7 protein-coding genes are annotated in these 12,681 nt (G+C 75.8%); 5 read left to right on the top strand and 2 right to left on the bottom strand.

All coding sequences use genetic code 11. The features are described 5' to 3' along the window. The coding region (locus EAD96_RS27755) for a hypothetical protein (protein WP_121686319.1) at positions 1 to 314 on the bottom strand (314 nt) is incomplete at its 3' end. Between the two features lie 255 nt (positions 315 to 569). Between EAD96_RS27755 and EAD96_RS27760 the strand changes: the two genes are divergently transcribed. The 3 genes from EAD96_RS27760 to EAD96_RS27770 are packed head-to-tail and all read left to right on the top strand — an operon-like array spanning position 570 to position 6,608. Beyond that, positions 570 to 5,279 carry a DEAD/DEAH box helicase gene (locus EAD96_RS27760; protein ID WP_121686324.1) on the top strand — a complete coding sequence of 1,570 codons (4,710 nt, stop codon included), beginning with the start codon at positions 570 to 572 and terminating at the stop codon, positions 5,277 to 5,279. A 40-nt stretch (positions 5,280 to 5,319) separates the two neighbouring features. Next, the gene (locus EAD96_RS27765) at positions 5,320 to 5,823 is read left to right on the top strand and encodes a GNAT family N-acetyltransferase (RefSeq protein ID WP_158614824.1); all 504 of its coding nucleotides are present in this window, start codon (positions 5,320 to 5,322) and stop codon (positions 5,821 to 5,823) included. After that, positions 5,820 to 6,608, top strand: coding sequence for an S-adenosyl-l-methionine hydroxide adenosyltransferase family protein (locus tag EAD96_RS27770; protein ID WP_121686321.1), 789 nt, complete (start codon positions 5,820 to 5,822; stop codon positions 6,606 to 6,608). The genes EAD96_RS27765 and EAD96_RS27770 overlap by 4 nt, the downstream gene beginning before the upstream one ends. 117 nt (positions 6,609 to 6,725) lie before the next feature. On the opposite strand, the gene EAD96_RS27775 is transcribed toward EAD96_RS27770, so the two are convergent. After that, positions 6,726 to 7,976: a hypothetical protein gene (locus tag EAD96_RS27775; protein ID WP_121686325.1), complete on the bottom strand. Its 1,251-nt coding sequence runs from the start codon at positions 7,974 to 7,976 to the stop codon at positions 6,726 to 6,728. A gap of 108 nt (positions 7,977 to 8,084) precedes the next feature. Between EAD96_RS27775 and EAD96_RS27780 the strand changes: the two genes are divergently transcribed. Both EAD96_RS27780 and EAD96_RS27785 read left to right on the top strand, forming a co-directional pair. After that, positions 8,085 to 8,906 (top strand): DNA-formamidopyrimidine glycosylase family protein, encoded by an 822-nt coding sequence (locus EAD96_RS27780; protein ID WP_121686322.1) that lies wholly within the window; start codon positions 8,085 to 8,087, stop codon positions 8,904 to 8,906. Positions 8,907 to 9,035: 129 nt separating this feature from the next. Further along, a partial coding sequence (locus EAD96_RS27785) for a fibronectin type III domain-containing protein (protein WP_121686323.1) occupies positions 9,036 to 12,681 on the top strand: 3,646 nt, incomplete at its 3' end.

Consider the following 12,681-nt stretch of genomic DNA (forward strand, 5'->3'; position numbering starts at 1 on the left):
GGGTTGGGGGTGGCCAGCTGGCGGGCGGCGCGGTCGACGGCGCGCTGGGCGGCGACCAGGGAGCGCAGCGGCAGCCGGGCGTCGCGGCTCTCCCGGCGCTGGACGAAGTAGTGCACGGCGGCCCGGACGCGGGCTCGGTCGGCGGCGCTGGAGCGGGCGGTCGCCAGGATCATCTCGCGCAGCCGCGCGGCCAGTTCCTCGGCCAGTTCGAGATCGGGGCCGTGCAGCGCGGCGCGGAGCGCGGCCAGGCGACTGTCGACCTTGCGGATGAGCACGTCGGTTCCGGAACCCAGACCTCGGTCCTCGACGGTCATCCACGCCTCCACCCCACGCCGCATCGCGAGTGAAGTTACTTTATGTTGCAGCCCACAAGCAAGCAGTTAAGTAAGACTTAACGGAATAATCGCCCATTCCATTCTCGGGCTGCCGCGGGCGGGACGGAACGGTCCGGCGGCGGGCCGGATGTCACACCGGCGCGGCAGGATGGGAGCGTGGCGGACGAGGTGACCCCGGCGAGCCGGCCAGGCGGGTCAGGCGGGCAAGGCGGGTCAGACGGGCCGGGCGGTGTCCTGGCGGAGTTCGGCGCGGCTACCCGGGAGTGGTTCACCGCGGCGTTCGCCGCGCCCACCCCGGCCCAGGAGGGCGCCTGGCGCTCGGTGGCCGCCGCACGCAACGCCCTCGTCGTCGCGCCGACCGGCTCCGGCAAGACGCTCGCGGCGTTCCTCTGGTCGCTCGACCGGCTCGCCAAGGAACCGCCGCCGGCCGATCCCCGGCGCCGCTGCCGGGTGCTCTACGTCAGCCCGCTCAAGGCGCTCGCCGTCGACGTGGAACGCAACCTGCGCGCCCCGCTCACCGGCATCCGCCAGGCCGCCTCCCGGCTCGGCCTGGTCCCGCCCGACATCACCGTCGGCATGCGGACCGGCGACACCCCGGCCGACGAGCGCCGGGCCTTCGCCCGCACCCCGCCGGACATCCTCATCACCACGCCCGAGTCGCTGTTCCTTCTGCTCACCTCCGCCGCCCGCGACTCGCTGCGCGGCGTCGACACGGTGATCGTCGACGAGGTGCACGCGGTCGCCGGCACCAAGCGCGGCGCCCACCTGGCGCTGTCCCTGGAACGGCTCGACGCGCTGCTGGAGCGTCCCGCCCAACGGATCGGGTTGTCCGCCACCGTCCGGCCGATCGACGTGTGCGCCCGCTTCCTGGGCGGCGCACGCCCGGTCGACGTGGTGCAGCCGCCGGCGAACAAGACCATCGAGGTCAGCGTCCAGGTCCCGGTGGAGGACATGACCCGCCTCGACGAGCAGGAGCCGCCGGAGGACGACCTGGGCGGCCTCGCACCCCGCCGCCCCTCGATCTGGCCGGCGGTCGAGGAACGCGTGTTCGCGCTGATCCGCGCGCACCGGTCCACGATCGTGTTCACCAACTCCCGGCGCAGCGCCGAACGCCTCTGCGCCCGCCTCAACGAGCTGGCCGCCGAGGAGCTGGAGGCGGCGTCCGCCCCGGAGGGCAGCCGCGTGGCCCGGGGCGGGGAGCCGGTGCGCGTATCCGATCTGCTGCCCGGCGCCGACGGCCCGCCGGCCGGCGACGGGGCCGGGCTCGACGACGGCGGCGGGCCCGGCGCGGTGTCCGGCGGCGAGCCGGGCGACGGGGACCGGGTACGTCGGGGGGCGGCAGCGTTCGGCGGCCCGGTCGGACCGCCGCGGCAGCCGGCCGAGGTGATGGCGCAGTCCGGCGCGGCGGCCGGGGCGCCGGCGGTGATCGCGCGGGCGCACCACGGCAGCGTGTCGCGGGAGGAGCGCAAGCAGATCGAGGAGGCGCTCAAGTCCGGCCGGCTGCCCGCCGTGGTCGCCACGTCCAGCCTGGAGCTGGGCATCGACATGGGCGCTGTCGACCTGGTGGTGCAGATCGAGGCGCCGCCGAGCGTGGCGGCCGGGCTGCAACGCGTCGGGCGGGCCGGGCACCAGGTCGGCGCGGTCTCGCGCGGCGTCGTCTTCCCCAAGCACCGGGGCGACCTGCTCTCCTGCACAGTGGTGGCCGAACGGATGGGTGTCGGGGCGATCGAGGAGCTGCACTACCCGCGCAACCCGCTCGACGTGCTGGCCCAGCAGATCGTCGCGATGGTGGCGCTGGAGCCGTGGCGGCTCGGCGACCTGGCGGTGCTGGTCCGGCGGGCGGCGCCGTTCGCGGAACTGCCCGACTCGGCGCTGCACGCGGTGCTCGACATGCTCTCCGGGCGCTACCCGTCGACCGCGTTCGCCGAGCTGCGTCCCCGGCTGGTCTGGGACCGCGCCACCGACGTGCTGACCGGCCGGCCCGGCGCCCAGCGGCTCGCCGTGACCAGCGGCGGCACCATCCCCGACCGGGGCCTGTTCGGCGTGTTCCTGGCCGGCGCCGAGCGGGCCGCGCGGGTCGGTGAGCTGGACGAGGAGATGGTCTACGAGTCCCGGGTCGGTGACGTGTTCCTGCTCGGCTCGTCGTCCTGGCGGATCGAGGAGATCACCCCCGACCGGGTGCTCGTCTCCCCCGCGCCCGGGCAGGCGGCCCGGATGCCGTTCTGGAAGGGCGACCAGCTCGGCCGCCCGGTCGAGCTGGGCCGGGCGATCGGTGCCCGGGTCCGGGCGCTGCTGCGGCAGTCCGACGCCGACGCGGTCGCGGCGCTGCGTGCCGGCGGGCTGGACGACTGGGCCGCCGGCAACCTGATGAACTACCTGCGCGAGCAGAAGGCGGCCACCCGGTCGCTGCCGGACGACCGGACGGTGGTGGTCGAACGGTTCCGCGACGAGCTGGGCGACTGGCGGCTCGCCGTGCACTCGGTGCTCGGCGCGCGCGTCAACGGGCCGTGGGCGCTGGCGATCGGCCGCCGGCTGGCCGAGCGGTACGGCGTGGACGCCCAGGTCATGCCCTCCGACGACGGCATCGTGGTGCGCCTGCCGGACACCGCGGACACCCCGCCCGGCGCCGACGTGGTCGTCTTCGAGCCGGACGAGATCGCCCAGCTCGTCGAGGAGTCGGTCGGCACGTCGGCGCTGTTCGCGTCCCGGTTCCGCGAGTGCGCGGCCCGATCGCTGCTGCTGCCCCGGCGTGACCCCCGGCGGCGGCAGCCGCTGTGGCAGCAACGCCAGCGCGCCGCGCAGCTGCTCGACGTGGCCCGCGAGTACGCCGACTTCCCGGTCACGCTGGAGGCCGCCCGCGAGTGCCTCCAGGACGTCTTCGACCAGCCCGCCCTCGGCGAGCTGATGCGCGACCTGGCCGCCCGCAAGGTACGCCTGGTCGAGGTGGAGTCCGAGCGCCCGTCGCCGTTCGCGAGGTCGCTGCTGTTCGGGTACGTCGGCGCGTTCCTCTACGAGGGCGACGCGCCCCTGGCCGAGCGGCGGGCCGCCGCGCTGGCGCTCGACTCCGGGCTGCTGGGCGAGCTGCTCGGCCGCGTCGACCTGCGGGAACTGCTAGACCCGGACGTGCTCGCCGAGACCGCACGCCAACTGCGCTGGCTCACCGAGCAGCGGCGGCCCCGCGACCCGGAGGACGTGGTCGAGCTGCTGCGCGTGGTCGGTGACCTGAGCGGCGCCGAGCTGGCCGAGCGGGGCGTACCGGAGTCCTGGACCGACGAGCTGGCGGCGGCCCGGCGGGTGCTGCGGGTCCGCATCGCCGGCGAGGACCGCTGGGTGGTCGTCGAGGACGCCGCCCGGCTGCGCGACGCGCTCGGGGTGGCGCTGCCCGTCGGGGTCGCCGAGGCGTACCTCGCGCCGGTGGCCGATCCGCTCGCCGACCTGGTCGCCCGGTACGCCCGCACGCACGGCCCGTTCGCGGCGGCCACCTGCGCGGCCCGGTTCGGGCTCGGCGTGTTCGTGGTGGAGCAGGCGCTGCGCCGGCTCGCCGCGAACGGCCGGGTGGTCTCCGGCGAGTTCGCGCCGGACAGTGTGGGCACCCAGTGGTGCGACGCGGAGGTGCTGCGCCTGCTGCGCCGCCGCTCCCTTGCCGCCCTGCGCCGGGAGATCGAACCGGTGCCGCCGCGCGCGCTCGCCGCGTTCCTGCCCCGCTGGCAGCAGGTCGGCTCCTCGGCCCGGGGCGTCGAGGCGGTCGCCGCCACCGTCGAGCAGTTGCAGGGCGTGAGCGTGCCGGCGTCCGCGCTGGAACGCCTGGTGCTGCCCGCCCGGGTCGCCGACTACTCCCCCGCCCAGCTCGACGAGCTGTGCGCCGGTGGCGAGGTGGTGTGGGCCGGCGCGGGCGCGATCTCCGGCGGCGACGGGTGGGTGACGCTCGCGTACGCCGACGTCGCGCCGCTGCTGCTCCCACCGCCGGACGAGGCGCTGACGCTGACCCCGCTGCACGAGTCGGTGCTCGACGCGCTCGCCGGCGGCCAGGCGCTGTTCTTCCGCTCGCTGTCCGACCGGGTCGGCGCCACCGACGACGCCGCCCTGTCCGGCGCGGTGTGGGATCTGGTCTGGGCCGGTCACCTCACCAACGACACGCTCGCCCCGCTGCGGGCCGCGCTCGGCGCGGGCGGGGCGCACCGGTCCCGGCCGTCGGCGCCGCGCACCCGCTACCGCCGGCCGGGCCGGGTGACACTGCCCAGCCGGGGCGGCCCGCCCACCATGGCCGGTCGCTGGTCCCGGCTGCCCGAACGCGACCTCGACCCCACCCGCCGGGCCGCCGCCCTGGCCGACCTGCTGCTGGAACGGCACGGCGTGGTGACCCGGGGCGCGGTCGTCGCCGAGCAGGTCACCGGCGGCTTCGCCGGGGTCTACCCGGTGCTGTCCGCGATGGAGGAACGCGGGGCGGCCCGGCGCGGCTACTTCGTCGAAGGGCTCGGCGCGGCGCAGTTCGCGGTGCCGGGTGCGGTGGACCGGATCCGGGCGCTCGCCGACGACTCCCAGGGCCGGGGCGGTCCGACGGTCGTGCTCGCGGCCACCGACCCGGCTAACCCGTACGGCGCGGCGCTGCCCTGGCCCGAACGCGTTGTCGACTCCGGCGACGGAGCGGCGCCGGCCACCGGCCACCGGGCCGGGCGCAAGGCGGGTGCGCTGGTCGTGCTCGTCGGCGGCGACCTGGTGCTCTACGTCGAGCGGGGCGGCCGGACGGTCCTGTCGTTCACCGACGACGCCGACACGCTCGGCGCGGCCGGCAAGGCGCTCGCCGACGCGGTGCACTCGGGTGCGCTCGGCGCGATCTCGGTGGAACGCGCCGACGGCGAGGCCGTGAACGCGTCCCCGCTGCGCGACGCGCTGACCGCCGCCGGTTTCCGCGCCACCCCGCGCGGCCTGCGCCTGCGCGGCTGACCGCCCGGAGTTCCGGGGAGCGGGAACGTAGGGTGTGCCGGTGGCCTCGATCCGGGTACGTCAGGCGCGCGACGAGGACCGCGCCGCGCTGACGGCGTTGCACGAGCGGGAGTGGGGCGGGCCGGTCGTGGTGGTCCACGACACCCGCTACGACCTGCGTGACCTGCCCGCGCTGGTGGCGGCCGACGACGGCGGCGCGTTCGCCGGTGCGCTGGTGTACCGGGTCGACACCGACGGGCTGGAAGTGGTGAGCCTGGCCGCGTCGACGCCCGGCACCGGGGCCGGCAGCGCCCTGCTGGCCGCCGCCGAGGAGGTGGCCGCCGCTGCCGGGGCGGACCGGATCTGGCTGGTCACCACGAACGACAACCTGGGCGCGCTGCGCTTCTACCAGCGCCGGGGGCTGCGGATCGTCGCGGTGGACGCGGGCGCTGTGGACCGGGCCCGAGCCGTCAAGCCGGCCATTCCGCACGTCGGCGCGGACGGAATCCCGCTGCACGACGAGCTGCGCCTGGCGCGGCACCTGGCCCCGGCGGGCGACAAGTGAACGGCACCCCTCGGTGTGTCTCGCTGACCACCGACTACGGGCTGTCCGACGGGTTCGTGGCCGCGTGCCACGGGGTGCTGGCCCGGCTCGCCCCGGCCGTCCGGGTGATCGACGTGACGCACCTGATCCCACCGGCCGACGTACGCCGGGGCGCGGCGGTGCTCGCGCAGACGGTGCCGTACCTGCCGTGGGGCGTGCACGTGGCGGTGGTCGACCCGGGTGTCGGCACGACGCGGCGCGGGATCGCGCTCGCCGCGCCCGGCGGGCTGCTCGTGGGGCCGGACAACGGGCTGCTGGTCCCGGCCGCGGAGGCGCTCGGCGGGGTGACCGCCGCGGTGGAGCTGACCAACCCGGACTGGCTCGGCCCGGCCGTGTCCCGCACGTTCCACGGGCGGGACGTGTTCGCGCCGGTGGCCGCCCGGCTGGCACTCGGCGCGCCGCCGGGCGAGGCGGGACCGACAGTGGACCCGGGCGCGCTGGTCCGGCTGCCGGAACCGGTGGTACGCGCCGAGCCGGGCGGCCTCACCGCCGAGGTGCTGACCGTCGACCACTTCGGCAACGTCCAGCTCGCCGCGCCGGGCGCGCTGCTCGACGGCCTGCCGTCCCGGGTCCTGGTGAACGGCCACGAGGCGGTGCACGGCCGCACGTTCGGCGACGCCGAACCCGGCACCCTGGTGGTCTACGTCGACTCCGCCGGCCTGGTGGCCGTAGCGGTCAACACCGGCCGAGCCGCCGACACCCTCCAAACCACCCCAGGCGCCTTGATCAGAATCACCAACCCCTGACCCCGCCTCCCCCCGCGATCTTGCAGTTGATGCCCCGACATAAGGGGCGAATGCCCCGGCGAGAGGGCCGAAACTGCAAGATCGCGGGGGAGGTCGGCGAAGGGAGGGCGGCACGGGTCAGCAGCGGGGGACTGTGCCGCCGTAGATCGAGGACAGGTAGGCGTGGCTGACGTAGTTGCCGCCCACCAGGCGGTACCACCTCGTCGTGGTGCGGTACGTACCGGCGATCTTCTGCCCGGTCACGTAGCACTGCACCGGCACGTGGGCGTACGTGGCGGCCAGCCCTCGGCTCGCGTACGAGGTGCTCGCCCCGGCGCGCAGGTTCAGCGGCCCGGAGCCGACAACGGCCCGCGTCCCGCCGCCGGTCCACAGCAACGTCACGTCCACCCACGCGTTGTCGGTGAGCCGCAGCCCGTCCCAGAACGTCCCGTCGGCCAGGTCCAGTCCGGCCGGGTTGCGCACGGTACGGCCGAACTGGTCCCGCCCGCCGTTGTAGTTGTCCTGGTAGGCGGCCTGCGCCTCCGGCTTCCCGCGCGGCAGGTCCTTCCAGTTCTCCCGGACCGAAGCCGGGTTCCACCAGTCGTCCCGGGTGTTCCACGGGCCGACGTCCCAGACCGGGGCGTACTCGCAGCGGCTGCCGCTCGTGGTGCAGACCTTGACCGTGTAGTCGCCGGTGCCGCGCGGGGACAGGCCGCGCCGGGTGGGCAGCGCCGCGAAGTGGTCCCGGGTCCGCACCGTGTGCCCGTTGGCGGTGATGCCGCCGACCAGGCCGATCCGGGTCGCGTACACCCGGTACTTGAGCGCGGCGGCCGGCTGGACCGCCGTGGTGGCGACCGAGTCGGCGGCGAGCGTCAGCCCGGTGACGGTGGCCTCCGACGCGGAGTCGCGGGTGGTCAGCACCACGCGCGCCTGGACCCGGCTGACCGGCTGGTCGAACACCGCCTCGGTGGCGTCGCGCCACTCGGTCCAGCCGCGGGCACGCCAGCCGCGTACCTGGGCCACCGCCGTACCCCCGTCGCCGGTGCGGGCGGCGAGCTGTGCGCGTACCCGGGTCGCGGGCCGGTCCAGGGCGCGCGGCGCGGAGAGCAGGATGCCCTCGGCGACCGGTCCGGCGACGGCGGCCGGGCGGGTGCGGGCGGTGGGCCGTGGGTCGGCCAGCCGCAGACGGCCGGACCGCCAGGCGACGTTGACGTCGTCGCCGCCGGCGACGGCGAGGTCGACGGACCAGCGTTCGGAGCCGGGCGCGGCGGCGCGTGCCGGTGCGGCGGTGGGCGGGGGCGCGGCCTGCGCGGGCGTGCCGGGCAGGCCGGCGGCCACGGTGAGCAGGGCGGTCAGGGCGACGACGGTACGACGTCGTAGATGTGCCATCAGCATTCTCCTCAGAACCCCCTGATCGTTGCGTTTCCGCAGATCAAGTGGAACCTCAGTACAAATAGCGACACATGCGAATTCCATTCGGTAGGGGACAATGGCGGGGTGCCCGAAGGCGACACCGTCTGGAACACCGCGCGCGTCCTGCAACGCGCGCTGGCCGGGGCCCGGCTCACCGGGTCCGACTTCCGCGTGCCACAGCTCGCCACCACCGACCTGAGCGGCTGGACGGTGCGCGAGTCGGCGAGCCGGGGCAAGCATCTGCTGCTGCGCCTGACCGGCATCGACGCCGAGCCCTGGACGCTGCACTCGCACCTGCGGATGGACGGCGCCTGGCGGGCGTACGCCCCGGGTGAGCGCTGGACCGCGCGTCCGGCGCACCTGATCCGGGTGGTGCTGCGCTCCCCCGCCGCGGTCGCCGTCGGCTACCACCTGCACGAGCTGGCGCTGGTGCCGACCGCCGACGAGGAGTCGCTCGTCGGCCACCTCGGGCCGGACCTGCTCGGCCCGGACTGGGACGCGGACGAGGCGGTCCGCCGGCTCGCCGCCGACCCGGAGCGCACCATCGGCGAGGCGCTGCTCGACCAGCGCAACCTGGCCGGGGTGGGCAACCTCTACAAGTGCGAGGTGCTGTTCCTGCGCGGCGTGTCGCCGTGGACGCCGGTCGGCGCGGTGCCGGACCTGCCCGGCACTGTCGCGTTGGCCCAGCGGCTGCTGGCGGCCAACCGGGGCCGCTGGACGCAGAGCACCACGGGGGTGCTGCACCGGGGTGGCACCAGCTACGTGTACGGCCGCCGGGCGCAGCCGTGCCGCCGCTGCGGGACCGCCGTCCGCAAGGAGGAACTGGGCGAACGGGTCACCTACTGGTGCCCGGCCTGCCAGCCCGGCGTGGAACTTCCACCAAACGCCCAAGATCGGCCGAGATAGGGACGATTGGGTACTTCCGCCTCACCCCTGTGACGTCGCATGCTGCGGTGGACCGCTCACGGATCGTCAGCAGCGCGTACGCCCGCCACGCCGGGGTGTCGGCCGGCGCGCCCCGACCCGGGGAGAACCATGGTGCTGTTCCGCCGCAGCCGGCCCGGACGTCCGGACCGCGCCGCCATCGCCGCCGTCGTCGCCGAGGAGACCACGCCGCCCGTGCCCGCCGGCGCCCCGACGCCCGCCGGTTCCGTCGCGCCCGCCGTTCCGGCCGCTCGCGGCGGCGACGAGGAACCGGGCGGCGGCCCGGCCCCGGCCAGCCTCGACCCGTCCGCCGTCCCGCGCCTGTTCGGCCCGGTGCCGAACACCGCCGCCAGCCCGCTGCCCACGCTCGACCCGGACGGCCACCCGGTCCCCGGCACCGGCATCCGCAAGTTCGTCGACCCGCTGCCGCTACCCGGGCAGCCGGCCACCTCCGGGCTCGGCGCCCGCCTGCCCGTCGCCGTCCCCGACACCATCACCTGGCCGGGCTGCGACTACTACGAGATCGGCCTCCAGGAGTACGCGCAGCGCCTGCACCGCGACCTGCCCGCCACCCGGCTGCGCGGCTACCGCCAGCTCAACCTGGGCACCGACCCCTCCGGGCACAACACGGTCAGCCCGCCCGGCCGCCCCTGGCACCTCGGCCCGATGATCGTGGCCCGGCGGGGCCGCCCGGTGCGCATCAAGTTCATCAACCAGCTCCCCACCGGACGGGCCGGCGAGCTGTTCCTGCCGGTCGACGAGACAGTCGACGGCGCCGGTGCCGGGCCGCTCGACGGTCCCGCGCCGTACCCGCAGAACCGCGCCGTACCGCACCTGTCCGGCGCGCAGACCGGGTGGATCAGCGCCGGCAACCCGTGGCAGTGGGTGACCCCGGCCGGCGAGATCACGCCGTACCCGACGGGTGTGGGTGTGACGCCGGTGCCGGACATGCCGCCGCCCGGCGCGGGCGCCACCACGCTGTACTTCCCGAACGACCAGAGCGGCCGGCTCATGTGGCTGCACGACAACACGCTCGGCCTGTCCCGGCTCACCGTCTACTCCGGGCAGATCGCGCTCTACCTGCTCACCGACCCGGCCGAGGAACGGCTCGTCGACGACGGCGTGCTGCCCGCCGACCAGCTCCCGCTGGTGATCGAGGACAAGACGTTCGTACCCGACGACGCGCAGCTCGCCGCCCAGGACCCCACCTGGGACCGGGACCGCTGGGGCGCCAAGGGCAGTCTGTGGCACCCGCACGTCTACCAGCCGCGGCAGAACCCGTACCGGCTCACCGGCACCAACCCGACCGGACGCTGGGACTACGGGCCGTGGACCCACGACCCGGACGGCGGCGCCAGCCCGTGGGTCGCCCCGGTGGCGAACCCGCACCACGACCCCGACACCGACCCCGACGAGCCGCCGCTGGTACCGGGCGTCCCGCACCCGTCGGCGGTCCCCGACGCGTACGGCGACACCCCGCTGGCCAACGGCGTGGCCTACCCGTACCTGGAGGTGGCGCCGCGGGCGTACCGGTTCCGGATCCTCAACGCCTGTGCGGACCGGGCGCTCAACCTCCAGCTCTACCGGGCCGCCTCGGACGCGCCGATGTGGGCGCCCGACGGCAGCCCGGCCGACCCGGACGCCGGCGAGGTGCCGATGGTCGAGGCGGTACGCGCGCCGGGGCGGCCCGCCTACTGGCCGGCGGACGGACGCGACGGCGGCGTGCCCGACCCGGCCGCAGCCGGACCCGAGATGATCCAGATCGGCAACGAGGGCGGCCTGCTCCCCGCCCCGGTGGTGCTGACCAACCGGCCGGTGGACTACCGGTACGACAGGCAGGACCCGACGGTGCTCAACGTGGACGGGCACGCGCTGCTGCTCGCCCCCGGCGAACGCGCCGACGTGGTGGTGGACTTCTCCACGGTGGCCCCGGGCAGCACGCTCATCCTCTACAACGACTGCCCCGCGCCGCTGCCCCGGTTCGACCCGCGCCACGACCACCACACCGGCGCGTCGGACCGCACCGCCGCCGGGGGCCTGCCGCCGGCCCGCCCCGGTTACGGCCCGAACACCCGTACCCTGCTCCAGATCCGGGTGACCGGCACCCCGGCCGAGCCGTACGACACGCGGCGGCTCGCCGAGCGGCTACCAGGGGCGTACGCCCGCAGCCAGCCGCCGCCGATCGTGCCGCAACCCGCGTACGACGCCGCGATCGGCACCTCCACCCCGCGCCCGACGCTCGTTCCCGCGCGAGCCGCCTCGGTCACGTTCACCCCGGCCGGCGCGACCGCCCCGGTCACGTTGCCGCTGGCGGTGAAGTCGGTCGGGCAGGTGTTCGAGGCCCGGCACGGCCGCGCGGTGGGACGGCTCGGCGTCGGCCACCCGGTCGCCGGGCCACTCGCCCCGGCCACCCTGCCGCTGGGACCGGCCGACCCGGCCACCGAGGTGCTGCACGCCACCGACCCGGCCGTGGCGGTCGGCGCGCCCGGCGACGGCACGCAGCTCTGGCGGATCGTCGGCGACGCCCCGCGTACCCACCCGGTCCACATCGAGGGCTGCGACGTGCAACTGGTCAACCGGGTCGGCTGGGACGGCACGGTCCGCCCGCCGGACCCGGGCGAGCTGGGCTGGAAGGACACCGTCCGGGTCAACCCCCGGGAGGACGTCGTGGTGGCGCTGCGTCCCGTACCGCCCGCCCTGCCGTTCAAGATCGGCGACAGCGTACGGCTGCTCAACCCGACCCGCCCGGCCGGCGCACGGCTGGACGCCGGCCCGGTCAGCCCAGTCGACGGCCGCCCCGCGGTCGTGGTCAACCAGCTGGTCAACCTGGGCTGGGAGTACCGCTGGCAGACCCGCTCGGCCGGACTGCGCGACCAGGGCATGAGCCGCCCGCTGGTGCTGCGCGTGGCGCCCAAGGCGCCGACCGGGCTCACCGCCACCCCGGCGCCCGGCAGCGCGACCGCACTACCCGCCATCGCGCTGACCTGGACCGGCAACGGCAGCCGGCCCGTACCCACCAGCCACCGGCTCCAACGCGCCACCGACAGCACCTTCACCACCGGACTGACCGAGATCACAGTGGCCGCCACCGCCACCCGGTACACCGACGCCACAGTCACCCCCGGCGTCACCTACCACTACCGGATCCGGGCCGAGAACGCGGTGAGCTGCTCGTCCTGGTCCAACGCCGTACCGGCGGCGGTGCACCTGGCCGCGCCGACCCGGCTGACCGCGGTGCTGCCGCCGACCGCGCCGCTGCGGGTGGCGCTGCGCTGGGCCAACCACTCCTTCGCCACCGGAGTGGACGTGCAGCGGGCCACCAACCCCACGTTCACCAGCGGTCCGGGCACCACGGCCATCGCCGTGGGCGAGGCCCACGTGGACCCGGCCGTCGCGCCGGACACCACCTACTACTACCGGGTACGCACGACGTACCTGGGCGCCGCCTCCCCCTGGTCCACGGTGGCCGCGGTGACCACCCCGGCCCGGCCTGTCGCGCCGACCGGGGTGAGCGTCACCGCGAGCGTGTCCGGGCCGGACACCGCGACCGTGACGGTGAGCTGGTCGGCGCCGACGCCGGCCGGGCCGGGTGCCGGGTTCATCGTGCAGCGCGCCACCGACGCCGCCTTCACCCGCGACCCGGCGACGTTCCACGTAACCGGTCGCGGCTTCACCAACACAGGCCTGGCCCGCGGTGCGACCTACCACTACCGGGTACGCGCCACAAACGTCGTAGGCACCTCCCCCTGGACCCCAC

This window comes from Micromonospora sp. BL1 (genome assembly GCF_003667485.1).
Lineage (GTDB): Bacteria > Actinomycetota > Actinomycetes > Mycobacteriales > Micromonosporaceae > Micromonospora > Micromonospora tulbaghiae.

What these genes read in the sequence shown, in the direction of transcription:
- EAD96_RS27775 (WP_121686325.1), bottom strand. Translation starts at nt 7,976, where the DNA reads ATGGCACATCTACGACGTCGTACCGTCGTCGCCCTGACCGCCCTGCTC.